Below are 25,908 nucleotides of genomic sequence, written 5' to 3' on the forward strand. Positions count from 1 at the left end.
TCCTTGTTTGCTGCGCCCCACCAGCGGGACACAGCGCTTAAATGAGCGCATTTGCGCCATTTTTCAAGGGTGATTCAGCGCAAGGCGACCTCTTTGGCCGGTGCTTCGCGGCCAATCTGCCCCTGCCAGTCCCGCCGGTTGAGGACGATCCCATCGGCGCGCACCTCGGCGATCTGCGCCAGATCCGCCTCCGCATAGGTCCAGCCGGGTGCGTTCAGCTCCCCAACCGCGAGGATGCCGGTCGGGGGAAGGCCCCTGTCGGGCGGTGTGAAGATACCCCCCGCGCCATGCGAGGTACCCAGAGCCTCCGACCAATCGCCCTCGCCAACGACCGAGGACATCGCCGTAACGCACTGATTTTCCAGCGCCCGCGCCATTGATCCGATGCGGACCCGCCAGTAGCCCGCCAGCGTTTCGGTCACGCTTGGCACGCAAATCACGTCGCATGCCGCCAGCGCCCGGCCCAGCAGGGGAAACTCGCTGTCGTAACAGATCAGGATACCGATGCGGCCCAATGCCGTGTCAAAGACCTGCAGCGGCCCGCCGGGGATCACATCCCAGACCTCCGCCTCGAATCGCGTCATGATCTGCTTGTCCTGCACGCCGATCTGCCCCGTGGGCGTGATCAGCCGCGCGCGGTTCACCGGTCGCGTGTCCGTGGCCGCTGGCCCCGATGCGGCGACGATATGCACGCCGTATTCGGCCGCCAGCTTCACATGCAGTGCATCGGCCTCCTGCAACTTGTCGGACACGGCAAAAAGCGACCGCTCAAGATCCGCCGCCACCTCCGGTCCGTCCAGCGTGGCAAGCTCCATCGCCCCATACTCGGGAAAAACCAGCAGTTCCGCCCCTGCCCCGGCAGCCTCCGCGACCCAGGATGCCAGCTTGTCCTCGTACTGCGCCCAGGAACTCAGCACATCGAGCGGATAGGCGGCGGTGGCGATCTTCATGGCGGCTCTCCTTCGCGCGCAGGATGTGGGGGCCGCGCGTGCTCCGCAAGGGCAAACTTGCGCTTGCGTCGGGTGGAAAATCCCACGCCGCGCGCTTATCTCAGGGGCACTTGGGGGAAGAAAGTGGAGGAGCAGCCATGGACAAGATCGTCATCCTGACAGGCGCAGGCATTTCCGCCGAAAGCGGGATCGAGACCTTCCGCGCCGATGACGGCCTCTGGGCCAAGCACCGGGTCGAGGACGTGGCCACGCCCGAAGGTTTCATGCGCGACCCGGAACTCGTCGTGAATTTCTACAACGCCCGCCGCGCGCAAGCCGCCTCGGTCGAACCAAACGCCGCACATCGCGCGCTAGCGCGCCTCGAAGAAGAACACGCGGGCGAGGTGGTGGTCATCACCCAGAACGTCGACGACCTGCATGAACGGGGCGGCACCCGCAACCTCTACCATATGCACGGGCATTTGAAGGGCGCGCTCTGCTACGCCTGCGAACACCGCTGGGAGGCGCCCATGGTCATGGCCCCGGGCGACAGCTGCCCCGCCTGCGAAGCCCCCGCCGCACGCCCTGATATCGTCTGGTTCGGAGAGATGCCCTACGAGATGGACAGGCTCTTTGCCCACCTCGCCGAGGCCGATCTCTTTGCCTCCATTGGCACCTCCGGCAACGTCTATCCCGCCGCCGGTTTCGTGGCGGAAGCGCGCCGCGCAGGGGCCCATACGATCGAGTTCAACCTCGAACGCTCGGCCATCGGCAACCAGTTCGCCGAGCACCGCATCGGCCCCGCCTCGCGCACCGTGAGCGACTGGGTCGATGAGCTGCTGACCCGCTGAGGGTGGGCGGCACGCCCACCTTACAACAGCATCGCCTCGCGTTGACAGGCGGGTAAGGTGGGCGCTTCGCCCACCCCGCCTCAGCCGTCGCTGCCGTGGTTCATGCTGCCATGCCCGGGCTTGCGCTCGCGGTCCACGGGGATCAGCACCTGCATCTCCCCCGCTTTCTCGAAGGTCAGCGTCACGGCGATTTCCTCACCCTGCTCAAGCGGGCGCTTCAGCCTCATGAACATGATGTGATCGCCGCCGCGCTTCAGCGCATGCATGCCCCCTGCCGGCACCGCAAAGCCCTCTTCCACCTCCATCATCTGCATCACGCCGTTGGCGTCCTGCTTGTGGGTGTGCAATTCGACCCGCTCCGCGATCTCCGATGCCGCGGCGATCAGGCGGTCGTCCGTGGCACCCGTGTTCTCGAGGATCAGGAACGCTGCCCCGGTCACCGAAGACGGGGTAGAGCTGCGCATATAGGCGTCCTTGACGCTGATATCGCCTGCAAGAAGGGGAGTGGCCATGAGCATGAGGGCCGTGGAACCGGCCATGAAAAGTCGTGTGAATGTCATCTGTCTTGTCCTTGTTTGATCTGAAGTCCTGGGATCAAACAGGGATCGGCGGCGCGCGGGTGTGCGGTTTCGGCGACCGCTCGGCGCGCAGGATACTCTTCGCACTCTCCGCCACAAGGAACGCCGCAGCAACCTCCTGCGGCGCCATCAGGCGCGGTGGCTCGGGGACAAACCCCTCGCTCAGGGCGCAATCGGGGCACCGGTGCGGAGCCGCCGTCGGCTGGCCCTCCTCGTCCACGTAGACCGTGACGATCTCGGCCCCGACGCACAGAACCATCTGCCCCGTCGCATCCGCGCTGACACGCGTCACCGCCATGACCTGGCTGGTCAGGGCCAGCATCAGGGCCAGGCAGAGCGATATCAGGCCGCGCGGGGTCATGGGAAACCGCTACGCCACAAATGGAAGGATAGCGAGGGACAAAACGACGCAACCCCGAAGGCCGGGCCTTCGGGGTTGTCAATATTCAAGCGATGCGCGGGCTTCAGCTCAGCGCGTCGGCTTCCATGCCGGACTTCTGGATCGCCTTTTTGATCTTCAGCGCGTTGGGCGACAGATCGCTGTCCTTGGCCTTGGCCAGGAACTGATCCAGACCGCCGCGGTGATCGACCGAACGCAGCGCATGCGCGGAGATGCGCAGTTTGAACGAACGGCCCAGCGCTTCGGACTGCAGCGTGGTGTCGTTCAGGTTCGGCAAAAAGCGGCGACGCGTCTTGTTGTTCGCGTGGCTCACGTTGTTGCCCGTCATCGGGCCTTTTCCGGTCAATTCGCAAACGCGCGACATGGGTTCATCCTCTTTGTTCAGTGGTGCAGCAACGCCCGCGCGGTGCAACACATAAAAGGGGCCGCGCGACGCGACCCTGAAACTTGTCCGCTGCCTTTAGTGGGAATCGCCCAAGGCGTCAAGCGCACAGGGCCGATTTGCGTCACGCGCGCGCAGCAACAGGCGAAGCGCCGTCATGCAATCTCCATCCCGTCGCTGACAAAGCTCCAGTCGCCCGTTGAACTCTCGTAAAGGCCCATCAGGATATCCGCCGATCCCTGACTATTCTCCGGGCTGGTGGCGATATCCGCCAGTGCCAGCGCCCGCGTGATCGTCCCGCTATCCAAAAGGCCAAGATAGAACGCCTTGCCCGCCCCGTCGGATGCGCGATCGAGGACATTCAGATAGATCTGCTCGAGAAACGCGTCATTGCTGAGCGTGTTCACATCCCCGAACTTCGCCGTGAACTCGGGGCTGGTCATCAGGTCGGCCGCCAGGAACTCGTTGCTGAGGTTATCGCGCTCGGTCACCTCGATATAAAAGTTCAATCCCGGCAGATCAATCGCCCCATTCCGGTCCAGCGCCGCCTCATAAAGCAGCGCGACCCGTTCCTCCACGGTGAATGCATCGCGCGAGACACTGTCGAGCGCCGAGCCTTCGCCCAGCGCAAAATAGGTGTCGTCGAACCGCAGGAACTCGATATTGAAAAGCTTGTCCCGCGCGCCGTCCGGACCAGTAACGACCGCATAGGTCGACCCGCCGACGACAGTGTAATCGCTCGAAAGCCCCGCAAACCGCGCCGTGTCTCCGTCAATCCCGTCGCTCATCCGTTCGCTGCCGAAAATCAGATCGTTCCCAAGGCCCCCGGTGAGCACATCCTGAAGCGCCCCGCCCCTCAGGATATCGTTGCCCGATCCCCCGTTCAGCGCATCCGGGCCGTTGGCACCGCTCAGGATGTCATCCCCTGCAAGACCCGAAAAGTAATCGGCGTTATTCGTTCCCTGTTCCGTATCCGCACCCGATGTGCCGATCCGCTCGTAAAGCTCCGGCACATTGACCGCGTCCTGCGCGAGCCAGGTGTTCATTTCGACCGCGAGACTGAGATACTCCGACACCCGCGCTTCCGCATAATCGGCGCTGTATATCCGGTTGAACGCTGCGTCGGCCGCTGCATCTGCGCGCCGCTCAAAGCTGGCGTCACTTTCTACGTAGGGCAGGAAAGGGAATGTATCCGCAAAGCCGCTGTCCCGAACAACCTCGACCGCCTCGCTGCGGCCGCTGAACGAACTGACAACGCTGAAATTCACCTTGGTCCCGAAGAAATTGACATCGAGCCCATCCACCTCGATGCGCGAGGAAATGGCCCGTGGAAATTCCGAATAGATGTCATTTCCGCCGACCGTATCGTACATGAGCTGCGTGGCCTGCTTGATCGACTGGTGCAGCCCTGCCCCACCAAGTGGCCCGTCCTGCACGGTATTTGCGACAGTCTGGCGAACCAGGACCGCATATTGCAGCGCGCCCATCATGTAGGCCAGCGACTCCGCGCTTGCCGAACCCTTGCCCGCAAGAACCTGCGATACAACGGCGTTCAGCGCATTTGAGCTTTCAAGCACGGCGTTATTGGCAAAGGTTGCCCGCGCCGCTGCGTCCTCGCTCGCGGCATAAAGCTCCAATTGATCCAGCGCCGTATCCGCCGCACCCAGCGACTGCGCGATGTTCTGGTTGATGACGGCGGTGGTGATCCCCTGAAGCTCGGCGAGGTCGTTCTTGAGTTGCGACATCTCGAACTGGCGTTCGACATCGCTGGAGAAGCCCGAAAAGAAAGAATAAATTCCCAATCCGGCAGCATAAAGGCCAATGGCGGCGGCGGGTCCTGGCATAAGAAACCTTTCCCAAGAATAAGGGAGAAATCCGATGAAATACGCATCAAAGCCTAAACCTGCCGATGCGTCCGGGAAATCGGGTGATCACCCCAGTTTTTCATTTTCGCACGCCTGCGCCGCTTTCCCCTTCCCTCCCTGCCGCCAATTTGCGAAACCTGCCGCATGTCGATGCAGATGCGCGCCCTCTTCGTTCACCTTTTCACGGCCACGGGCGCAGTTTTCGCCATGCTCGCCATGCTGGCGGCGGTCGATGGCAAATGGTCGCTGATGTTCCTCTGGCTGGTGATCGCCTTCTTCGTCGACGGCATCGACGGCCCCTTGGCGCGCAAGTACCACGTCAAGGTCAACGCGCCAGAGTTCGACGGCGTCCTGCTCGACCTGATCATCGACTATCTCACGTATGTCTTCATCCCCGCCTTCGCGCTTTTCAAATCCGGCCTGATGGACGGCTGGTCAGGCTGGGTGATGATCATCATCATCACCTTCGCCTCGGCGATGTATTTCGCCGACACGCGGATGAAGACCAAGGACAATTCATTCTCCGGCTTCCCCGGCTGCTGGAACATGCTGGTACTGGTGCTTTTCGCGCTCAAGCCCGACTGGTGGGTCTGCCTGATCATCGTGACCGTGCTGGCCATCACCATGTTCGTACCGGTCAAATTCGTCCACCCCGTCCGCACCGAACGCTGGCGCGCGATCACACTGCCCATGGCGCTGGCCTGGACTTTCTTCGCGGGTTGGGCCGCGTGGGTCGACTTCGATCCCGAAAGCTGGGCGCACTGGGGGCTCGTGGTCTCCTCAATCTACCTGATCCTCGCGGGCGCGGTGCAGCAATTGACCGAGAACGGAAACTAGGGCTTGACCTCAACCTTGGTTGAGGTCGCATCCATGGGGAAACAAAAAGGCTTTCCCCGATGACGGCATCACCCGATACGCAGACCGACAGCAGCGTCAGCTGGTCCGAATTCCTCCGCAGCGGCAATTCCGCGGCCCTCCTGCTGGTCTGCCTCGCGGTCTGGCTGCACGCCGCCGATAGCCTCATCGTGGCCACCAAGCTGCCTGCCATCGTGGGCGACATCGGCGGGGCGGCCTACGTCAGCTGGACCGTCTCGATCTACGAGATCGGCTCGATCGTGGCCGGTGCCGCCAGCGCGCTTCTCACCATGCGCCACGGCCTGAGATTGCCCATGGCAGGTGCGGCGCTGCTGTTCTCGCTGGGCTGCGCGGCCAGCGCGGCGGCGCCGGATATGCGCATCCTGCTGATTGGCCGCGCCCTGCAGGGGGTTGGCGGCGGCGGTCTCGTTGCCATGGCCTTCGTCGCCATCGGCACGCTTTTCGAGCGGCGCTACACCGCGCGGGTCATGGCGATGGTCTCGGCCTTCTGGGGCTTGTCGGCCTTTCTCGGGCCGCTTCTGGGCGGGCTGTTCGTGGAATACGCGACATGGCGCATCGGCTTCTGGTTCTTCGCCGCACAGGCGCTGGGGCTTGCCGCCTTCATCTTCTGGCGGGCCCCGTCTGAGGCCCCCGCGCGCGTCGACAAACCGGGACGTTTCCCGCTCGGGCGGCTGGCGCTTCTCTGCGGGGCTGTGATCCTGATCTCCTCCAGCGGCGTGCGGGTGGAGCCCCTGCACACCGGCGCACTCGCGCTGGCAGGGCTTGCCTGCCTCGCCCTCTTCCTGCGCCGCGACGCCCGCGCGGGGGGCGACCGCCTGCTGCCCCACGCGCCCTTCGATCCGCGCACCCCCGCCGGATCGACGCTGCTGATGCTCTTCGCCCTCTCCATGGCCACCATCCCGATCCTCGCCTACGGGCCGCTCCTGATGACCGCGATACACGGCGTCTCGGCCCTGACGGCAGGCTACGTGGTCGCCGCCTCCTCCATCGGCTGGACCGTCGCCGCCATCGCCGTCAGCGGCTCGCCCGAGCGGCTGGACCGCATGTGGATCGCCCTTGGCATGGCACTCGCCACGCTCAGCATCGCAGGCTTTGCCTATGCGGTCCCGGCAGGGCCCGTCTGGCTCATTGCCGTCATCGCCTTTGCCGAGGGCGCGGGTTTTGGGCTGGCCTATACGTTCATCCTGCGGCGGGTGGTAACACTGGTACCCGCAGAGGAGGAACAGCGCGTCACCGGGGCGATGCCCACTGTCCAGCGGCTGGGCTATGCGCTGGGGGCCGCGCTCATGGGTATCGCGGCCAATGCCGCAGGCTTTGCCGGGTTGCAGGGCGCGGAGGAAGCGATCCCCATCGCACGAATCCTGTTCCTCGTCTCCCTGCCCATCGGCTGCATCGGCCTTGCCGCGATGTGGGGGCTTGTCCGAGGTCAGGGGGCGCGGGACTAGATCAACAACCCCGCCGCCCCTTCGTGGCGCAAAAGCGCCACCTTCGTCTCCACCCCGCCACGCCCGGAAAACCCGGTAAGCCCCTTCGCCCCCACCACCCGGTGACAGGGAATGATGATCGGGATCGGATTGCCGCCACAGGCCTGACCCACCGCCTGCGCGGGCACACCAAGGTCCTTCGCGATCTCCCCGTATGTCCGCGTATACCCGAAAGGGATCGCGGCCATGGCATCGCAAACCGCGCGCTGCAGGTCCGAGCCTTTCACCCGCAGCGGCAGATCGAAAGCCTCCCGCTCCCCCGCGCAATAAGCGGCGAGCTGCGCCGCCGCCTCGTCCAGCAGCGCCGACGCATCCTGCTGCGCCGCCCGCCCCCAGTCGAGCGCGACAATGGCCCCGTCATCCTCGACCAGCGTCAGGTCGCCGAATTGCGTCTCTATGGATTTGCGTTTCATGGGATCAGCCTGCCCCAGCCGCCGCCCTGCCTCAATCCGAAACCTGCGCTATGACAGGGGCCTTTTCCCGCGCCAAAGCAGCACTTCGGTTAACCCACTGTTAAAACAAATGTTTCGCGCGCGAAACAATTCGGAGGCCGGTCAGCTCCGTCCGACCACGCCCAGTCCCAACCGGATCGGCCCCTGCGCGCTCAAGGCATCCACCGCCACACCCCTCTGCGTTACGGCAATCTCGCCCCGCGCGGCCATCCTGGCCGCCACCGCACGCACCTGAGGCATCAGCGCCCGCCAATCATCGGCCAAGGCACGCGCCACTTCCGAGGGGCAGATCGTCTTGCCCGCCCCCCGTTCCGTCACCCGGCGGCGTATCTCCGCCTCAAGCGCTTTCGCTGACGGCCTCATCGCACCGCTTGCAGACGCCCGGATGACCATGCGTGCCCACGTCCGGCAGCACCTTCCAGCAGCGGGCACATTTCGCACCCTCTGCCTTGGCAAACGCCACCGCCACGCCATCCACCTCCGGCATGCGGAAAGCGTCCGAGGGTGCCGCATCGCCGGTCACGGTGATGTCCGAGGTAATACAGACATCCTCGAAGGACACCGCCTCGAGCGCGGCGCGCTGGTCGGCGTCAGCCACGTAGACCACCGGTGCGGCCTCAAGCGAGGCACCGATCACCTTCTCGACACGCTGCACTTCCAACGCCGCTGTCACGACCCGCCGCGCCTGCCGCACCTTGGCCCATTTCGCCGCGAGATCGGCATCGAGCCACGCCTCCGGCGTCTCCGGCATGTCCACCAGATGCACCGATGACTCGTCACCCGGGAACCGCTCGAGCCATACCTCTTCCATGGTGAACACCAGCACCGGCGCAAGCCATGTCGTCAGCCGGTGGAACAGGATGTCCAGCACCGTCCGCGCCGCCCGCCTGCGAAGCGTGTTGCCGTCGCAGTACAAAGCATCCTTGCGGATATCGAAATAGAAGGCCGAAAGGTCCACCGTGGCGAAGGTAAAGACCGCCTGGAACACCCCCTGAAAATCGAAGGCCGCATAGCCGTCGCGCACCTGCCGGTCCAGCTCCGCCACCCGGTGGAGCACCCAGCGCTCCAGCTCCGGCATATCCGCCTGCGCCACCCGGTCCGCTTCGCTGAAGTCGCTCAAGGCCCCCAGCATGTAGCGCATCGTATTGCGCAACCGGCGATAGCTGTCCGACACCCCCTTCAGGATTTCCTGCCCGATCCGCTGGTCGGCGGTGTAATCGGTCTGAGCTACCCAGAGCCTCAGGATATCCGCGCCATACTGGTCGATGATCTGCTGCGGCGCGATGATATTGCCGAGCGACTTGGACATCTTCATGCCCTTCTCGTCCAGCGTGAAACCGTGGGTGACCACGTTGCGGTAAGGCGCGTGGCCCGTCGTGCCAACCGACTGCAGCAGCGAGGAATGGAACCAGCCGCGATGCTGGTCGGTGCCTTCCATGTAGACGTCGGCAATCCCGTCCTCGGTCCCGTCCGCGCGGTCGCGCAGGGTAAAGGCATGGGTCGAGCCGCTGTCGAACCAGACGTCAAGGATATCCATCACCTGCTCGTAGTCGTCCGGGCTCACCACGTTCCCGAGGAACCGCTCCTTTGCCCCTTCCTCGTACCAGCAATCCGCGCCCTCGGCCTCGAAGGCCTCGACGATCCGCCGGTTCACCTCCGCGTTGCGCAGCAGGTAGTCGGCATCGGTGGGCAGCGTGCCCTTCTTCACAAAACACGTGAGCGGCACGCCCCAAGCCCGCTGACGCGAAAGCACCCAGTCGGGCCGCGCCTCCATCATGGAATAGAGCCGGTTGCGGCCCGACCGCGGCGTCCAATTCACGCGGTCGATCTCGCGCAGGGCGCGGTCGCGGATGGTGAATTCATCATCGCCCACCTGCATCGGCTTGTCGATGGCCACGAACCACTGCGGCGTGTTGCGGTAGATCACCGGCGCCTTGGAGCGCCAGGAATGCGGATAGGAATGCTTGATCTTGCCACGCGCAAGCAGCCCGCCCACTTCTACCAGCTTGTCGATGACCGCCTTGTTGGCATCGCCCTCTCCGCCCTTGCGGGACAGGATGTACTTCCCCCCAAAGAACGGAAGATCGGGACGGAAGGAGCCGTCGTCCATCACGTTGTAGGTGATCACCTCCTGCAGCATGCCGAGGTCGCGGTAAAGCTCGTATTCCTCCATCCCGTGCGAAGGGGCGCAATGCACAAAACCGGTGCCCTCGTCGTCGGTCACGAAATCGGCGGCACGGAAGTCGCGCAGGTCGTCCCATTCGCCGCTCGCGCCCTCGGCTCCAGCCAGCGGATGCTTGACCTTGACGCCCGCCAGATCATCGGCGGTCACGTCGCGCAGCCGGCGGTACATCGTCTCGTCCAAACGCGCCCGGCCCAAAACGTCGGGGGCAAGGTTGTCCGCAAGGATGTAGCGGTCGCCGATCCGCGCCCAGCATTCCTCGGGCCTGCCGGTCACTTCGTAAAGGCCGTAGGCGATGTCCTTCCCGAAGACCACCGCCTTGTTCGACGGCATCGTCCAGGGCGTGGTCGTCCAGATCACCACCTTCGCCCCTTCCAGCTCACCGCCGCCCACGACATCGAACTTCACCCAAACCGTAGAGCTCTCCTTGTCGTGGTACTCCACCTCCGCCTCGGCCAGCGCCGTCTGCTCGATGGGCGACCACATCACGGGCTTCGACCCCTGGTACAAGGTCCCGTTCATCAGGAACTTCATGAATTCCTCGGCGATCACCCGCTCGGCGTGGAAATCCATCGTCAGGTAGGGATCGGCCCAGTTGCCGGTCACGCCCAGGCGCTTGAACTCCTCGCGCTGGATATCAACCCACTTGTCGGCAAAAGCCCGGCATTCGCCGCGAAACTCGTTGATCGGCACGTCGTCCTTGGATTTGCCCTTCTTGCGGTACTCCTCCTCGATCTTCCACTCGATCGGCAGTCCGTGGCAGTCCCAGCCGGGGATATAGCGCGCGTCGAACCCCATCATCTGGTGCGAGCGCACGATCATGTCCTTGATCGTCTTGTTCAGCGCATGCCCGATGTGCAGATGCCCGTTGGCATAAGGCGGCCCGTCGTGCAGCGTGAAAGGCTGCCGCCCCGCCTTCTCGCGCAACCGGTCGTAAACCCCGATTTTCTCCCAGCGGGCCAGCCAGCCGGGCTCGCGCGCGGGCAATCCGGCGCGCATCGGGAAATCGGTCTTGGGCAGGTTCAGCGTGTCTTTGTAATCAACGGCTTCGGTGGTGTCGGCGCACATGTCAGGCGTCCTTCGAATGGGTCTGGTGATGGATCAGGTTCAAACGGTGCGATATGCTTCAACACCTTTGCCCGGCGTCTCGCAAAATTCAGAGCGCCGGGGATATAATTCGAATAATGATGAGACGAAGCTGGCTCATGCCGCGCTTATAGGCGCAGCCCCCAAAGGCCACAAGACCCAACGCATCCGCTCTTTCTGGCCCGATAAAGTCCCGGAGCGCGAGGCAGCGCCTCGCACCGATTTTTCCCCCGGAAAAATCCAAAAATCGAATGCGGGCTTGCCCGCTCAATATGCCGACAGCGCGACAGGCTCCACGTCAACCTTTCTTGTTCGACGCAAAAAGCCCGCCCAGCGCGTTCTTGATGATCCCGCGCACCTTCGGCCGTTTCTCGGGCGCAAAGGGCAGCGGGCGGCAAACCTCCATCGCGGCGACCCCCACGCGGGCAGTCAGCGCGCCGTTCACCAGCCCCTCTCCGAAACGCCGCGACAGCTTGCCGATGATGGTTCCGCCCAGTACCGGTTCGAGCAGGTCATCGCCCACCGCCACGGCCCCGGTGGCGACCATATGGCTCAGCACCGCGCGCGTGAGCCGCCAGGACCCGAAGAACCCCGACCGCCCGCCGTAGACCTCGGCCACGCGGCGGATCATCCGCAGGTTCGCGGTCAGCGCCGCTGCCACGTCGGCCAGTGCCAGCGGCACCAGCGCGGTCACCGTCGCCACCTGCCGCGCCGCGGCCTCGATCTCGCGGCTCGCTGCGCGGTCGAGCGGACCAAGAAGCTCGGCCTCGGCCAGCGCGAGAAGCCCCGCCGCGTCAAGTTGATCCTGCCGCAGATCGGCCAGCCGGTCGCGGCCCCAGCGGGTTTCTTCCCTGCCCCGGTAGAGGCTTATCAGCCGGTCCGTCACGTTGCGCGCAGCGGGCAGATCGCCCTGCGCCACCGCCTCGGCGGCCGCATGGCGCAGCCCGTCAAGCCGCGCGAACCTGCCGAAGGCAGCCATCTCGCGCAGGCCCAGAAGCGCCAGCACCAGCAGGAAAGCGGCGAAAAGCGCGGTCATCCCCCAGCCCAGCAGCGGGTAGCGCGTCATCAGGTCGGTGACAAAGCTCCAGGCGGCGATCGACACGATCGCACCGGTCAGCGCCGCCGCGAGCCACCAGAAAAGCCGCACCAGCAGGGACGGACGACGCGCGGCGAGGCGGGCGGCGATCTGCATCGCCTGTCCTTCCGGGGCAGCAACATGCAGATCAGGAACGGGGGGCGCTTCGGCCACCTGCGGGCGCGGGGTGCTGTCGGTGTCGAGATCGAAGAGAACCGGGCCTTTCGCCATCAGGATGCCTCCCGCCGCCATTCATAAAGGATATCGGGCAGTCCTTCGTCATTGCCCGACCCGTCGGTGCGGCGCACTTCGCGAAAGCCGTGACGGAGGTAGAACCGCTGCGCGCCAATGTTAGCCTCGAAGGTCCAGAGGGTCAGCGTTTCGCGCCTCGCCCGTACCGCCTCCAGAAGCGCCGAGCCGACGCCCGTGCTCTGCGCGTCGGCCTGTACGTAAAGCGCGTCCAGATCATCGCCCTCGCAGGCGGCAAAGCCGATCACCGCGCCCTCGCGCTCGGCCACCGTCACGCCACCCCGCGCGATCAGCGCGCCCGCATGGGCGAGGTCCTCGGCGCGCGTATGGATGCGCGGCATCCAGGGCGTGTCGTCGATGAAGGCCGACAGGATATCGCCCACCGTGCCGGCGTCCGTGGACCTTGCCGCGCGCAACAACATCACAGCCGGTCCCCGAACAGGAATTCCGCCGCCCGGTCGAGCCGGATGTGCGGTGGGCCGTCACCCGGTTTCAGCGTCAGTGGCGCGGGCGCGAAACGCATGACCTGGTAATCCGCGTCGAGCCATTTCTCCGCCCCCTGCCGCGCGGGGTTCAGAAGGTGCGTGGGATCGTCGGGCAGCTCGCCCGGGTAGAAGGCGGCTTCCTTGCCGGTCTCCAGCAGGGTGCCGCGCACGACATTGAGCGGTGTGCCCTCGTGCTCCATCGTTGCCTCGGTCGTGGCACGCAGGGAGGCGAGGGCCATGGCGGAGGTGCCCGCCCCCGCGTATTGCGCCCGGTCGCGCGCGTCGCGCACCAGCGCCTCCATGATGGCACTCAGCTTGGCGTGCTGGGTATGGTGCAGATGGTCGGCCTTGGTGGCGGCGAAGAGGATCTTCTCGACCCGTTTCGCACCGAGCAGATTGCCGAGGAAAGTGTTGCGGCCGGGCCGGAAGGCGCCCAGCGTATCACTCATCGCCTGACGCAGATCCTCGACCGCCTGCGGCCCCTGGTGGATCGCGCCGAGGACGTCGATCAGCACGATCTGGCGGTCGATCCGGGCGAAGTGATCGCGGAAGAAGGGTTTGACGACCCGCTGCTTGTAGGCATCGAAGCGCCGCGCCATCTCGCGGTGCAGGCTGCGGCGGGGGCCATAGCCATCGACGGGGAGCGGTGCGAAGGTAAGCACGGGCGAGCCGTCGAGGTCGCCGGGCAAGAGGAACCGGCCCGGTGTGCAGTCCGAGAAGCCTGCCGCGCGGGCCTCGCGCAGGTAGCTTGCGAAGTTCTTGGCCAGCTTCTGGGCCTGCCCCTCGTCATGCTCCGCCGCCGGATCGGTGTCGCGCACCAGCGCCATGAAATAGCGCGCGGCCTCGCGCCCTTCGATGCGGGTGAGGGTTTCTTTTGACCATTCCTCGTAGCTGCGGTCCAGAAGGCCGAGGTCGAGCAGCCATTCACCCGGGTAGTCCACGATATCGAGGTGGATGGTGCGCGGCCCCTGCAAACCCGACAGCAGGCCGTTGGGGCGCACGCGCAGCGACAGGCGCAGTTCGGAAATGGCGCGGGTGCTGTCGGGCCAGTGCGGGGTTTTCCCGGTGAGCGCGGCAAGATGGGATTCGTAGGCAAAGCGCGGCAGCGTGTCGTCGGGCTGGGGTTGCAGGAAGGCGGCGTTGATCCGCCCCTCGGCGGCGGCGACAAGGCCCGGCAGGCGGCCCCGGTCAAGCATGTTTGCAACCAGTGATGTGATGAACACCGTCTTGCCCGAGCGCGCGAGGCCCGTGACGCCGAGCCGGATCACCGGCTCGAAGAAGGTCTCCGACACGGTGTCCTGCACCGCTTCGACCTGGCGCCAGATGCCATCGGCAATGCTTGAGATGACCAATGTTGCGCCCGCCCTTCCGTATTCTGTCGCGTAACATAGGCAGCAGCCGAAGGGATTGCCAGTGACCCGCCCCCGCGCTAAGGCCCGGCCCATGCCCCGCTATGCGCTGAAAATCGAATACCACGGCGGCCCTTTCGTGGGCTGGCAGCGTCAGGTCGACCTGCCGTCGGTGCAGGGTGCGGTCGAGGCGGCGCTGGCCAAGCTGGAGCCGCGCGCGCACACCATCGCCGCCGCAGGACGCACCGACGCTGGCGTACATGCACTGGCGCAGGTGGCACATTGCGACATGGAACAGGAGTGGGAGCCGTTCCGGCTGTCCGAGGCTTTGAACCATCACCTGAAGCCCAACCCGGTGGCGATCCTTGCCTGTGCGCGGGTGGAAGACGACTTTCACGCGCGCTTCTCGGCGCTGGAGCGGCGGTACCTGTTCCGCATCCTCAGCCGCCGTGCGCCCGCGACGCATCAGGCGGGGCTGGTCTGGCAAGTGAAGCAGGATCTGGACGCGGAGGCGATGCAGGAGGCGGCGCGGATCCTGATTGGCAGGCATGATTTCACGACCTTCCGCTCGACCATCTGCCAGGCGGAAAGCCCGGTGAAAACGCTGGACCGGCTGGACGTTGCCCGCGTCGAAACACTCGGCGGGACGGAATTTCACTTTGACGTGCGCGCGCGGTCCTTCCTGCACAATCAGGTGCGCAGTTTCGTCGGCACCTTGGAGAGGGTGGGCGCAAGCGCATGGTCACCCCGGGATGTGAAAACGGCACTTGAGGCGAGAGACAGGGCTGCCTGCGGGCCGGTTTGCCCGCCGGAAGGGCTGTATCTTGCGCATGTTGGGTACCCGGTCGATCCCTTCGGCTGATGCACACCGATTGACCCAAATGCCCTGAGAAATGGCATCTGCCGCTTACCGCTCAACACATCGGCGAGAGCGGCATCATTAACTTTCTTGAAAAACGAATCAGGTACGCGTAAGTTAAGGCTCTAATAAGAATAAAAATTTCGCGGTAGGCATTCATGATCCACAATCTGAAACGCGCCTGGGCTGACATGGTCATGCCCATTCTACAACGTCCCAAGCGGGTGCAGGTCGCTGCGCTTTGCTACAAGGAAACGCCGGAAGGCAAGAAGGTGCTGCTGATCACCAGCCGCGACACGGGGCGCTGGATCCTGCCCAAGGGCTGGCCCATCAACGGCAAGGACGGCCCCGGTTCCGCGCTTCAGGAAGCGTGGGAAGAGGCCGGCGTGCGCGAGGCCGATATCGAGGAAGAGCCGATGGGGTATTACGAATACGTCAAGGGGCTCGACAACGGCGTGACCGTGCCTGTCGAGACGCAGGTCTACATGACCCGCGTGCGCGACCTGGCCGGAAAATACCCGGAAGTGGATGAACGCACGCGCAAATGGTTCTCTCCGTCCGAGGCGGCGAATCTTGTCGATGAGCCGGACCTCAAGGACCTTTTGCGCACCTTCTAGCGCCGCCATTCGCCTGACCATTCCCTTAGCTTGAATTCGCGCCCACAGCGTGCGAGCAAGGGCGCGCCGGATCAGACGGGGGGCAGGATTAGTGGCGCAGGCACCGCAGGGCAGCCAGTGGAAAACGCTGGACACCGATCTTAACCGTATTTCGCAAGTCGAAATGGCCACTGCCTACGTTGCGCGACCGCTTGTGGGTCCGGGGATTGCACTGGCCTTCATGGTGCTGGCGGGGATCATCGCGGCGATCTTCTTTGGCCAGCAGCCTGTGAACTACGTCGTCGTCGCGGCGGCGGTCTTTGGCGCCTACATGGCCGTCAACATCGGGGCCAACGATGTTGCCAACAACATGGGGCCCGCAGTTGGCGCGAATGCGCTGACCATGGGAGGCGCTATTGCCATCGCGGCTATCTGCGAAAGCGCGGGCGCGCTGATCGCGGGAGGCGATGTGGTCTCGACCATCTCCAAAGGGATCATCGACCCGTCGTCCATTGCGGACACGCGTATCTTCATCTGGGCGATGATGGCGGCACTGGTGTCCTCGGCGCTGTGGGTGAACCTCGCCACATGGGCGGGTGCGCCCGTGTCGACCACCCATTCGGTCGTGGGCGGCGTGATGGGCGCGGGCATCGCGGCGGCCGGGTTGACGGCGGTCAACTGGCCGTCCATGGGCCTCATCGCGGCAAGCTGGGTTATCTCGCCCGTGCTGGGCGGGGCGATTGCGGCGCTGTTTCTGGCCTTCATCAAGGCCCGCATTCTCTACCGCGAGGACAAGATCGCCGCCGCGCGGACCTGGGTGCCGGTGCTGGTGGGGATCATGGCGGGTGTCTTTGCCACGTACCTCGCGATGAAGGGGCTGAAGCAGATCATCAAGATCGACCTTATGACGGCACTCATCATCGGGCCCGCGATCGGCGCGCTTTCCTATGCGCTGGCGGCCCCTCTTATCCGCAAGGCGTCGGTGGGCATGGAGAACCGCAACAAGTCGGTCAAGACTCTATTTGGCCTGCCTCTGGTGATTTCGGCGGCGCTGCTGAGCTTTGCGCATGGGGCCAATGACGTGGCCAATGCGGTGGGCCCGCTGGCAGCCATCGTCCATGCGACGGAGAACGGAGTTTTCGAGGCGAAAGTCGCCATCCCAAGCTGGGTGATGGTGATCGGGGCCTTTGGCATTTCCTTCGGGCTGTTCCTGTTCGGGCCGAAGCTGATCCGGATGGTGGGCAGCCAGATCACCAAGCTCAACCCGATGCGGGCCTATTGCGTGGCGCTGTCGGCGGCGATCACGGTGATCGTGGCAAGCTGGCTGGGCCTTCCGGTGAGTTCCACCCATATCGCGGTGGGCGGGGTCTTTGGCGTGGGCTTTTACCGCGAATGGCACATGGAGCGGCGGTTGCGCCGGCCCGGCGCTGCAGTGGGTAAGGTGAAGCCGATTGCCAAGGAAGAGCGACGCCGCCGCAAGCTGGTGCGCCGGTCGCATTTCCTGACCATCGTGGCGGCATGGGTGATCACCGTGCCTGCGGCAGCGAGCCTGTCGGCGGTCGTTTTCCTTGTGCTGAACGCGGTGGTGAACTGATCGGCGGTCAGCCTGCGCGGCCAATCTCGCGTCTGAGTGCTGCGGGCGTGAGGTTGGGCAGCCCCTCGCCCGCAAGCTCGGCGGTCTTGATCACATCGGCGACCATGGCGTTCACCGGGGCGGGCTTGCCTGCTTTCTCGGCCAACCGGAGCACCTCACCTTGGAGTGCGTCGATCTCGGTCGGGCGGTTTTCCATCAGGTCATAGGACATCGAGGTGCGGGCCTGCGGGTCGATGGCGAGCATCTTTGAGGCGACGCGCTGGAACAGGAAGTTCGGCAGGCGCAGAATGCGGGGCACCATGGCTACGGGGACGGGAGTGAAGGAGGCAGGCTCGATCCCGGCCGCGCGCAGGACGGCGAGCGCCTCGGTCCATTGGTCGGCCATGAGCTTGCGCCAGTCGCGGTTGCGAAGCTGCTCCTGCAGGGGCAATCCGCTGAGGGCGTTGAGCGCATTGTTGAGATTGAGCAGGAGCTTGCCCCACTGGATGCTCTCGATCGCGTCGCTTTCGCTGGCAGCAAGCCCCGGCACCCGCAGGACATCGGCAAGAGCGTCGGGTCCGGCCTCGATCACCACGTCGCCTTCTGTTGCGCGGTGGTAGCACCCCTGCCCCATGGGCACGACATTGAAGCCCACCATGCCTGCCCGCACGTCGCGGCCAGGCAGGCGGTCGCGCAGGATAGGTGCATTCCGGACGCCGTTTTGCAGGCTGACGACTGGCGCGCTGAAAGGCGCATATTGCGCGATCTCGCGGGCGATCTGGGCGGTGCTTCGGGATTTGGCCGTGACAAGGACGATGTCCGCCTCTTCCATGCAGGCGGGGTCTTCGGAGAGGGTGAGAGCATCCGCGCTGACGTTCCTGGCCATGCCTTCGAGATCGGTCAGCGTCAGCCCGTGGGCGCGCACTTCGGCGGCGACGCGGGGGCGGACGAGCAGAGTTATGTCGCGCCCTGCCGCCGCCAGCAGCCCCCCGACGAAACAGCCGATGGAGCCCGCGCCCGCGACCACGATCCTCGGGTCGCGGGCCGTGCTGCCGGTGTCAGCGGCCAAGGCAGTACCGCATGATGGCCTTTTGCGCGTGCAGGCGGTTCTCGGCCTCGTCGAAGATGACCGAATGGGGGCCGTCCATCACCGCGCTTGTCGCCTCGTCCTCGCGGTGGGCGGGCAGGCAATGCATGAAGAGCGCGTCTTCCTTGGCCTTCTCCATCAGCGCCTCGTTCACCTGGTAGCCGCGCAGCTGGTTGTGGCGCCGCTCGCGCGCCGATTGCGGATCGTGCATGGAAACCCAGGTGTCCGTGACGACGAGGTCCGCGCCCTGAACGGCGATGTCCGGGTTCCGTTCGATCGTGTAGAGCCCCTGCAGGGACGGATCGGGGTCGAGCGGCGGCGGGCCGGTGAAGGTCAGATCGAACTCGAACTGCTTGGCGGCATGGGCGAAGCTGGCAAAGACATTGTTGCCGTCGCCCGACCAGACGACCTTGCGGCCCTTGATGGGGCCGTTGTGTTCCTCGAAGGTCATAACGTCGGCCATGATCTGGCAGGGGTGCGAGCTGTTGGTCAGGCCGTTGATCACGGGGACAGTGGCGTATTCGGCCATCTCCAGAAGCGTCTGTTCCTCGAAGGTGCGGATCATGATCAGGTCGACATAGCGGCTGAGCACGCGGGCGGTGTCGGCGATAGTCTCGCCGTGGCCCAGCTGCATGTCGGCACCGGACAGAACCATGGTCTGACCGCCCATCTGGCGCACGCCCACGTCAAAGCTGACGCGGGTCCGGGTGGAGGGTTTTTCGAAGATCAGCGCGACCATGTGGTCCTTGAGCGGCAGGTCGTCGTCGAGCGCGCCCTTGGGGCGGCCCGCGCGTTTGGATTTCATGGCGATGGCATTGTCGATGATGTGCCGCAGGTCGTCCTGCGGGGTGATGTGGATATCGAGAAAGTGGGTCATGGGTGGTCTCTTTCTGAGAGCGCCGGGGGTTTTCCACCCCCGGCCCCCCGGAGAGGTGTATTGGAAAGATGAAGATCAGGGCGCAAGGCTTGCGGCGGCTGCGTCCAGTCGGTTGACGGCCTCGGCGATCTCTTCTTCGGTGATGTTCAGGGGCGGCAGCAGGCGCACCACGTTGTCGGCGGCGGGGACGGTGATGACTTCCTTGCCGTAGCCCGCGTTGACGAAATCGCCAGGGGCCACCTTGCATTTGAGGCCGAGCATCAGGCCGGAGCCGCGTACGCTTTCAAAGACGTCGGGGTGACCTGCGACAAGCCCTTCGAGCTTCTGGCGCAGGAGGCTCGCCTTGCGGTTCACCTCGGCCAGGAAAGCCGGGTCGGCAACGATGTCCATGACGGCACAGCCCACCGCGCAGCCCAGCGGGTTGCCGCCGTAGGTGGAGCCATGGGTGCCTGCCGTCATGCCCGACGCGGCGTTTTCGGTCGCGAGCACCGCGCCCAAGGGGAAGCCGCCGCCGATGCCCTTGGCAACCATCATGATGTCGGGTGTGATGCCCGCCCATTCATGGGCGAAAAGCTTGCCGGTGCGGCCCACGCCGCATTGTACCTCGTCGAAGATCAGCAAGATGCCGTGTTCGTCGCAGAGATCGCGCAGGCCCTTGAGGCACTGGTCGGGGACCGGGCGGATGCCGCCCTCGCCCTGTACGGGTTCGATGAGGATCGCGCAGATCTTGTCGTTGATCGCGGCATTGAGCGCGTCATGGTCGCCGAAATCGAGGTGCACGAAACCGGGCAGGAGGGGCCCGAAGCCTTTGGTCATCTTTTCCGAGCCTGCCGCCGCGATGCCAGCGCTTGAGCGGCCATGGAAAGAGCCGGAGAAGGTGATGATCTCGACCCGCTCGGGCTGGCCCTTGTCGTAGAAATACTTGCGCGCCATCTTGACGGCCAGTTCGCAGCTTTCGGTGCCGGAGTTGGTGAAGAAGACCGTGTCGGCGAAGGTGTTCGCCACCAGCTTATCGGCAAGCGCCTGCTGCTGCGGGATCTGGTAGAGATTCGAGGTGTGCCAGAGCTTCTGCGCCTGGTCGGTCAGCACCTCGACCAGCTTTGGGTTGGCGTGACCAAGCGCGTTCACCGCGATGCCAGCGCCGAGATCGAGAAAGCGTCGGCCATCGGCCTCCGTCAGCCAGGCGCCAGCGCCCGAGACAAAGCTGAGGGGCGCACGGTTATAGGTTGGCAGAACGGAAGAGATCATCTGGATCATCCTTATGAGGGGCCGCTAAAGGCACAGGAGGCCATGGGCGGCGCGGAGGGTCAAGTACGTAAGGGGATGGTGCAACGCACCGGGATCAGACCTGCGTCATGCAGGCCACGCGAGAGGCTTAGCCGCGGCGTCGTCGGGACGGGATATGTGCCATCGTGATCATGGGGCCGTCATAGAGGGTGCGGAGGCGCTTGCATAGCCCTGTTTTTCCGCTTGCCGGGACAATCCGTTGCGCGCATGAGGGGCCATGCAGGACAGCCCGACACCCAACAACGCGCTGGCGGCACTCTTGATTGCCACGGCCACCGCATTTATCGCGGCGACGACGCTTTTTGCCAAGGCGCTTGGCAGCGACGCTTTGGGGCCTGCGCTTCATCCCCTGCAAATAAGCCACGGGCGGTTCGTTTTTGCCTTTGTCGGGATTACCACGATCGCTGCGGTTCTGCGCCCGCGCCTCACACGGCCTCATTTGCCACTGCATGTGGCGCGCACCTGTTTCGGCTGGGGCGGCGTGACGCTGATGTTTGCCGCCGTGGCCTATATTCCGCTTGCCGATGCCACGGCGATTTCCTTTCTGAACCCTGTCTTCGCCATGATCTTTGCCATCCCGCTCCTGGGCGAGCGTGTGGGCCCGGTCCGCTGGTTCGCCGCCGCGCTGGCGCTGGCGGGGGCGCTGGTGCTGCTGCGCCCGACACCGGAGAGCTTTCAGCCCGCCGCCCTCTTGGCGCTGGGGGCAGCGGTGGTGATGGGCATGGAGCTGATCTTTATTAAGAAGCTCGCAGGCCGGGAGCGGCCCTTCCAGATACTGCTTTTCAACAACGGGCTGGGCGTGATCATCGCGAGCCTTGCGGTGATCGCCGTCTGGCAGGCGCCCACGGCGGCGCAATGGGGTTTCCTGGCAGCACTGGGGCTTTGCATGAGCGTCGCACAGGCGTTTTTCGTCAACGGGATGGCGCGGGCCGAGGCGAGTTTCGTCGCGCCCTTCAGCTATGGCACGCTGATTTTCGCGGCCCTTTACGATGTGTTGTTCTTCCGTGTGATCCCCGATGCGGTCACGCTGACAGGGGCGGGGATCATCATCGCGGGGGCGCTGCTGCTTGCCTTCCGGGAAGCGCGGGTGAAAAAGGTCGTGCCGCCGCGTCCAACGACCTCGGTCTGACGCTTCCTCCCTTGCACGCAGGCGTCAGAGGTTTAGTATTAGGCGCTGATAAACGACAAAGCGGCCAGGGGGCCGCTTTTTGAACAAGAGAGACTGCCGATGTCCTGGACCGATGAGCGCGTTGAAACACTGAAGCGGATGTGGGGCGAAGGCCAGTCCGCCAGCCAGATCGCCAAGGAGCTTGGCGGCGTCACGCGCAACGCGGTCATCGGCAAGGTGCACCGGCTGGGCCTGTCGAACCGCGCGACCGGTGCTGGCCCCGCCAAGACAGAGACCAAGCCCAAGGCCAAGGCCGCCCCAAAGGCAGAGGCCAAGCCCAAGGCCGCACCCAAGGCGGAGCCAGTGGAGATGAAGACCGAGGCCGCCGCGCCGCCGCGCTCCACCCTGCCCGCGCGCAAGCAGATCATCCCCGCAGGCCAGCCCCTGCCGCCCCAGCCCTCGGCCAACGAGATCAGCCCGGAGGCCTTGGCCAAGGTCAACGAGGTCGAGAAGAAGGCCAAGAAGATCAGCCTGATGGAACTGACTGAGCGGACCTGCAAGTGGCCCGTTGGCGATCCGGCGACCGAAGATTTTTGGTTCTGCGGGCTGCCGGTGAAACAGGGCAAGCCCTATTGCGAGGCGCATGTGGGCGTGGCGTTCCAGCCGATGTCCTCGCGCCGTGACCGGCGGCGCTGACGGCGCTCAGGCGCGGCGGAAATCCATCGTCCAGTTGGTTTCCCAGCTTTGCCCTTCATCGGGTGACATCGCCTGTTCCCAACGCGGGGTGGCGGTTTCCGTGTGAAGCCAGAGGAAACGGACCAGGATGGGCTGGTCCCTCAGCGTTTCGCGGGCGATGAAGGTGCCTGTGCCGTTCTCGAACCGGCCGATGACGGGAACGTCGATGCGGTGCGGATCATCCGTCGCCAGCCACCAGATCGCCCAGTTGCGGCTTTGCGTATCGTAGGAGCGGATCGCGATGGCGCGGTAGCTGCCGCCGGGGAAATGCAGCAGATTGTCCTCGATATTTCCGTTGCCGCCCAGCACCGGGCGCATCTCGGCGGTGCCCTCGAAGCTTTCCCAGTCGGTGCAGCCGGTGAGCCGTTCCCTGAGGCGGCGATGACGGACGTGCCAGGTGCCTATTTCGAAATCAAAGTCGCGGCAGTGTTCGGGGGTGTCTGTCATCGGTGCAAGCCTTCCGATTAGATGTTCACTCTTTGTTCATATGCTCGGCGCGACCCGCTGGCAATGAAAATCGCTTGTGTCGGACGCGCTGCGGATCCTTTGCTCAACCGGTCAGAATTGCGCCCATTGCCCGGAGTTGGGCGCCGCGTTCGAAAAAGTCTGTTTCCCAAGCTGCAACAAAGCCAACAGAACAGTGAATTGCGCCGCGCTTGCGGACGTGGTTGAACCAATGGGACCCAAGCGAAAGCCGAACCCATGACGCAGATGATCCGCGCCGCCGATGCCCTTGCCCGCCGTCTTTTTGCAGCGGGGTGCCGGACCGCCTTTGGCATGCCGGGGGGCGAGGTGCTTACTCTGATTGACGCGCTGGAGGCGGCGGGTATCCGGTTCATCCTTGCCAAGCACGAGAACGCGGCGGGCTTCATCGCCGAGGGCGTGCACCACCGCGACCATGCGCCCGCGATCCTCGTGGGCACCATCGGGCCCGGCACGCTGAACGGGGTGAACACGGTTGCCAACGCGCTGCAGGACCAGGTGCCGTTGATCGTGCTGTCGGGCTGCATGGACCCGGGCGAGGTGCAGACCTACACCCATCAGGTCGTCGATCAGCAGGCGGTGTTCCGGCCCATTACCAAGGCGACCTTCTCGCTCACCGCCGATGCGGCGCATGTGATCGCGGACAAGGCGGTGGCCATCGCCACCGAGGGACGCATGGGGCCGGTGCATATCGATGTGCCGATCACCGTGGCAAACACGCAGATCGCGGCGGATGCCCCGCCGCCGCGCAGGGCGGCGAGTGCGGCGGCACCTTCGGGGACCGATCTCGCCATCGCCCGCGGCTGGCTTGAGAACGCCACGCGGCCGGTGATGATCGTGGGTGTGGATGCGCTGAACCAGCACGCGGAGATGTCGGTGCGTGAGTTCGCGGAGGATCACAACGTCCCGGTGATCGCCACCTACAAGGCCAAGGGGATCATCCCCGAGGATCATCCGCTGTCACTTGGCGGCGCGGGGTTGTCGCCGCTGGCGGACAAGACGCTGGTGCCATTCGTGCAGCAGGCCGACCTGATTATCTGCGTGGGGTATGACCCGATCGAGATGCGGCCCGGCTGGCGGGATGTCTGGCATCCGGACCGGCAGAACGTGATCGACATCACCGCAGCGCCCAATCACCACTACATGCACCAGTCCACGCTGAACTTCGTCACCGATTGCGCCGCTACGCTGGGCGCGCTGAGTGACGGGCTCGACGGGCGGGACACCTGGGCCGGAGGCGAGATCGACGCGGTCAAGGCGGCGCTGGCCAAGGCTTTCTCGACAGACGAGGACTGGGGCCCGGCCGCGATCATCGACACCTGCCGCAAGGTCTTGCCGCGCGACACGATTGCGAGTGCCGACAGCGGCGCGCACCGCATCCTGCTGAGCCAGATGTGGGAATGCTATGCGCCGCGCGAACTGATGCAATCCTCGGCGCTTTGCACCATGGGGTGCGCCGTGCCGATGGCCATCGGTGCCAAGATCGCCGAGCCCAAGCGGCCCGTGGTGTCTTTCTCGGGTGACGCTGGGTTCCTGATGGTGGCGGGAGAGCTTGCCACGGCGGCGGAGCTGGACCTCAATCCGATTTTCGTCGTGTTTGTCGATGCCTCGCTGGCGCTGATCGAGAAAAAGCAGCGCGAGCGGCAGCTGGCCAATCACGGGGTGGATTTCGCGCAGCATAATTTCGCGGCGATGGGCGTGGCCTTTGGCGGCGCGGGCGTGACCGTGCGCAGCCGCGCGGGGCTGGAGAAAGCTTTGACGAAGGCGCTTCAGGCCGAGACCTTTACCGTGATTGCCGCCGTCATCGACCGCGGAGCCTACGATGGGCGCATCTAGGGGCGCGCTCGACGGGGTTTTCGTTCTCGATCTCAGCCGCATCCTCGCGGGACCGACCTGCACGCAGTTGCTGGGCGACCTTGGGGCAACGGTCGTCAAGGTGGAGAACCCGAAGTCGGGGGGCGACGACACGCGCGGCTGGGGGCCGAACTATGCCCGCGACAGGCAGGGTGATCGCACCGACCTGTCGGCCTATTTCATGGCGGCCAATCGCAACAAGCGGTCGATTAGCGTCGATATCGGCACCGAGGATGGGCAACGCGTGCTCCGTCACCTTGCCGTCCGCGCCGACGTCTTGGTCGAGAATTTCAAACCCGGGGGCCTGCGGAAATACGGGCTGGACCACGAGACGCTTTGTGCGGCGCACCCGGCGCTTGTATATTGCTCGATCTCGGGTTTCGGGCAGACCGGGCCGAACCGGGACCGGCCGGGCTATGACCTGATGGCGCAGGGGTATTCGGGGATCATGTCGATCACCGGGGCACCGGAGGGGCCGCCGATGAAGGTGGGTGTGGGGATCGCGGACGTGATGTGCGGGATGTATGCCACCATCGGTATCCTTGCCGCCTTGCGCCACCGCGACAGGACGGGCGAGGGCCAGCATATCGACTTGGCGCTGGTCGATGCCTCGATGGCATGGCTGGTCAATGAGGGCACGAATTACCTGACCTCGGGCCAGTTGCCCGAGCGGCGGGGGAACGCGCATCCCAATATCGTGCCCTACGATGCCTTCGAATGTTCGGACGGGCATTTCCTGCTGGCGGTTGGTAATGACGCGCAGTTTGCGCGGTTCGCGGATGTGATCGGGCTGCCCGAGCTGCCATCGGACACGCGTTTCGCCACGAACCTTGGCCGGATCGAGAACCGGGCGGCGCTGATGGACCGGATCGTGCCCGCGATGAGGGGGATGGAGAAGGACGCGCTTGTCGCGGCGCTGCAGGCGGTCAAGGTGCCCTGCGGGCCGATCAACAACATCGAAGAGGCTTTGACGTCGGATCAGGCGGAAGCGCGCGGCGCGGTTGTGGAAGTGCCCCGCGCGGATGTCGAGGGCGGCGCGCTGCGGTTGCTGGGAAATCCGCTGAAATTCTCGGCGACGCCCGTCCGCTATGACCGGCCGCCGCCCCGTTTCGGGCAGGATACCGACGAGGTGCTTGAAACATGGGGGCCGGATGCCCGGAAATCGGGCAAGTGAAACCGGCGAAAACCGGCCCGATGTGCAGAAAC

At 64.9% G+C, this 25,908-nt stretch carries 25 protein-coding genes; 10 read left to right on the forward strand and 15 right to left on the reverse strand.

Translation table 11 applies throughout. The features are described 5' to 3' along the window. Positions 1-74: 74 nt before the first annotated feature. On the reverse strand, positions 75-950 hold the full coding sequence (locus AB2B41_RS07990; protein WP_367877246.1) for a carbon-nitrogen hydrolase family protein: 876 nt from the start codon (positions 948-950) through the stop codon (positions 75-77). Between the two features lie 137 nt (positions 951-1,087). Between AB2B41_RS07990 and AB2B41_RS07995 the strand changes: the two genes are divergently transcribed. Then, on the forward strand, positions 1,088-1,780 hold the full coding sequence (locus tag AB2B41_RS07995) for an NAD-dependent deacylase (RefSeq protein WP_367877247.1): 693 nt from the start codon (positions 1,088-1,090) through the stop codon (positions 1,778-1,780). Positions 1,781-1,860: 80 nt separating this feature from the next. Here AB2B41_RS07995 and AB2B41_RS08000 read toward each other — a convergent pair whose 3' ends face one another. From AB2B41_RS08000 to AB2B41_RS08015, 4 genes are all read right to left on the reverse strand, one after another. Continuing rightward, positions 1,861-2,340 carry a copper chaperone PCu(A)C gene (locus AB2B41_RS08000; protein WP_367877248.1) on the reverse strand — a complete coding sequence of 160 codons (480 nt, stop codon included), beginning with the start codon at positions 2,338-2,340 and terminating at the stop codon, positions 1,861-1,863. Positions 2,341-2,374: 34 nt separating this feature from the next. Continuing rightward, positions 2,375-2,719 carry a hypothetical protein gene (locus AB2B41_RS08005; protein WP_367877249.1) on the reverse strand — a complete coding sequence of 115 codons (345 nt, stop codon included), beginning with the start codon at positions 2,717-2,719 and terminating at the stop codon, positions 2,375-2,377. Between the two features lie 103 nt (positions 2,720-2,822). Beyond that, the gene (gene rpmB / locus AB2B41_RS08010; protein ID WP_367877250.1) at positions 2,823-3,122 is read right to left on the reverse strand and encodes a 50S ribosomal protein L28; all 300 of its coding nucleotides are present in this window, start codon (positions 3,120-3,122) and stop codon (positions 2,823-2,825) included. Between the two features lie 173 nt (positions 3,123-3,295). Continuing rightward, on the reverse strand, positions 3,296-4,984 hold the full coding sequence (locus AB2B41_RS08015) for a DUF4214 domain-containing protein (RefSeq protein ID WP_367877251.1): 1,689 nt from the start codon (positions 4,982-4,984) through the stop codon (positions 3,296-3,298). Between the two features lie 165 nt (positions 4,985-5,149). Here AB2B41_RS08015 and AB2B41_RS08020 point away from each other — a divergent pair, with 165 nt between their 5' ends. Next, the gene (locus tag AB2B41_RS08020) at positions 5,150-5,842 is read left to right on the forward strand and encodes a CDP-alcohol phosphatidyltransferase family protein (protein ID WP_367877252.1); all 693 of its coding nucleotides are present in this window, start codon (positions 5,150-5,152) and stop codon (positions 5,840-5,842) included. A gap of 59 nt (positions 5,843-5,901) precedes the next feature. Further along, positions 5,902-7,326 carry an MFS transporter gene (locus tag AB2B41_RS08025; RefSeq protein WP_367877253.1) on the forward strand — a complete coding sequence of 475 codons (1,425 nt, stop codon included), beginning with the start codon at positions 5,902-5,904 and terminating at the stop codon, positions 7,324-7,326. On the opposite strand, the gene AB2B41_RS08030 is transcribed toward AB2B41_RS08025, so the two are convergent. From AB2B41_RS08030 to AB2B41_RS08055, 6 genes are all read right to left on the reverse strand, one after another. Continuing rightward, on the reverse strand, positions 7,323-7,778 hold the full coding sequence (locus AB2B41_RS08030) for a methylated-DNA--[protein]-cysteine S-methyltransferase (RefSeq protein WP_367877254.1): 456 nt from the start codon (positions 7,776-7,778) through the stop codon (positions 7,323-7,325). The two genes, AB2B41_RS08025 and AB2B41_RS08030, sit on opposite strands and share 4 nt — an antisense overlap. 141 nt (positions 7,779-7,919) lie before the next feature. Further along, positions 7,920-8,180 (reverse strand): DUF3253 domain-containing protein, encoded by a 261-nt coding sequence (locus tag AB2B41_RS08035; RefSeq protein WP_367877255.1) that lies wholly within the window; start codon positions 8,178-8,180, stop codon positions 7,920-7,922. Beyond that, positions 8,155-11,067 (reverse strand): isoleucine--tRNA ligase, encoded by a 2,913-nt coding sequence (gene ileS, locus AB2B41_RS08040; protein ID WP_367877256.1) that lies wholly within the window; start codon positions 11,065-11,067, stop codon positions 8,155-8,157. Before ileS ends, AB2B41_RS08035 begins: the two co-directional genes overlap by 26 nt. Positions 11,068-11,383: 316 nt before the next feature. Next, entirely contained in the window at positions 11,384-12,391 is a 1,008-nt protein-coding gene (locus AB2B41_RS08045; protein WP_367877257.1) for a YcjF family protein, read from the reverse strand. Further along, positions 12,391-12,831: a GNAT family N-acetyltransferase gene (locus AB2B41_RS08050; RefSeq protein ID WP_367877258.1), complete on the reverse strand. Its 441-nt coding sequence runs from the start codon at positions 12,829-12,831 to the stop codon at positions 12,391-12,393. The genes AB2B41_RS08045 and AB2B41_RS08050 overlap by 1 nt, the downstream gene beginning before the upstream one ends. Next, positions 12,831-14,246 carry a YcjX family GTP-binding protein gene (locus AB2B41_RS08055; protein ID WP_367877259.1) on the reverse strand — a complete coding sequence of 472 codons (1,416 nt, stop codon included), beginning with the start codon at positions 14,244-14,246 and terminating at the stop codon, positions 12,831-12,833. Before AB2B41_RS08055 ends, AB2B41_RS08050 begins: the two co-directional genes overlap by 1 nt. A gap of 91 nt (positions 14,247-14,337) precedes the next feature. Here AB2B41_RS08055 and truA point away from each other — a divergent pair, with 91 nt between their 5' ends. From truA to AB2B41_RS08070, 3 genes are all read left to right on the forward strand, one after another. Continuing rightward, on the forward strand, positions 14,338-15,105 hold the full coding sequence (gene truA, locus AB2B41_RS08060) for a tRNA pseudouridine(38-40) synthase TruA (RefSeq protein WP_367877260.1): 768 nt from the start codon (positions 14,338-14,340) through the stop codon (positions 15,103-15,105). Positions 15,106-15,260: 155 nt separating this feature from the next. Continuing rightward, entirely contained in the window at positions 15,261-15,719 is a 459-nt protein-coding gene (locus AB2B41_RS08065) for an NUDIX hydrolase (protein WP_367877261.1), read from the forward strand. Between the two features lie 91 nt (positions 15,720-15,810). Then, entirely contained in the window at positions 15,811-17,292 is a 1,482-nt protein-coding gene (locus AB2B41_RS08070) for an inorganic phosphate transporter (protein WP_367877262.1), read from the forward strand. Between the two features lie 7 nt (positions 17,293-17,299). Here AB2B41_RS08070 and AB2B41_RS08075 read toward each other — a convergent pair whose 3' ends face one another. The 3 genes from AB2B41_RS08075 to AB2B41_RS08085 all read right to left on the reverse strand — a co-directional run bounded on the left by AB2B41_RS08075 (position 17,300) and on the right by AB2B41_RS08085 (position 20,483). After that, positions 17,300-18,340, reverse strand: a complete 1,041-nt coding sequence (locus AB2B41_RS08075; protein ID WP_367877263.1) for a 2-dehydropantoate 2-reductase — start codon at positions 18,338-18,340, stop codon at positions 17,300-17,302. Beyond that, a complete protein-coding gene (argF, locus tag AB2B41_RS08080) occupies positions 18,330-19,235 on the reverse strand; it encodes an ornithine carbamoyltransferase (RefSeq protein WP_367877264.1) in 906 nt (301 codons plus the stop codon). The genes AB2B41_RS08075 and argF overlap by 11 nt, the downstream gene beginning before the upstream one ends. A 75-nt stretch (positions 19,236-19,310) precedes the next feature. Then, positions 19,311-20,483 (reverse strand): aspartate aminotransferase family protein, encoded by a 1,173-nt coding sequence (locus AB2B41_RS08085; protein ID WP_367877265.1) that lies wholly within the window; start codon positions 20,481-20,483, stop codon positions 19,311-19,313. Between the two features lie 256 nt (positions 20,484-20,739). On the opposite strand from AB2B41_RS08085, the gene AB2B41_RS08090 reads away from it, so the two are divergent. Then, positions 20,740-21,651, forward strand: a complete 912-nt coding sequence (locus AB2B41_RS08090) for a DMT family transporter (protein ID WP_367877266.1) — start codon at positions 20,740-20,742, stop codon at positions 21,649-21,651. Positions 21,652-21,750: 99 nt separating this feature from the next. Beyond that, positions 21,751-22,326: a GcrA family cell cycle regulator gene (locus AB2B41_RS08095; protein WP_367877267.1), complete on the forward strand. Its 576-nt coding sequence runs from the start codon at positions 21,751-21,753 to the stop codon at positions 22,324-22,326. 6 nt (positions 22,327-22,332) lie between these two features. Here the strand turns inward: AB2B41_RS08095 and AB2B41_RS08100 are convergent, their stop codons facing one another. Then, positions 22,333-22,812 (reverse strand): DUF1579 domain-containing protein, encoded by a 480-nt coding sequence (locus AB2B41_RS08100; protein WP_367877268.1) that lies wholly within the window; start codon positions 22,810-22,812, stop codon positions 22,333-22,335. A gap of 255 nt (positions 22,813-23,067) precedes the next feature. Here AB2B41_RS08100 and AB2B41_RS08105 point away from each other — a divergent pair, with 255 nt between their 5' ends. After that, the gene (locus AB2B41_RS08105; RefSeq protein WP_367877269.1) at positions 23,068-24,684 is read left to right on the forward strand and encodes a thiamine pyrophosphate-binding protein; all 1,617 of its coding nucleotides are present in this window, start codon (positions 23,068-23,070) and stop codon (positions 24,682-24,684) included. After that, positions 24,671-25,876, forward strand: a complete 1,206-nt coding sequence (locus tag AB2B41_RS08110) for a CaiB/BaiF CoA transferase family protein (RefSeq protein ID WP_367877270.1) — start codon at positions 24,671-24,673, stop codon at positions 25,874-25,876. The genes AB2B41_RS08105 and AB2B41_RS08110 overlap by 14 nt, the downstream gene beginning before the upstream one ends. The last annotated feature ends 32 nt before the right edge of the window (positions 25,877-25,908 follow it).

This window comes from Sulfitobacter sediminis, from assembly GCF_040811725.1.
Lineage (GTDB): Bacteria > Pseudomonadota > Alphaproteobacteria > Rhodobacterales > Rhodobacteraceae > Sulfitobacter > Sulfitobacter sediminis.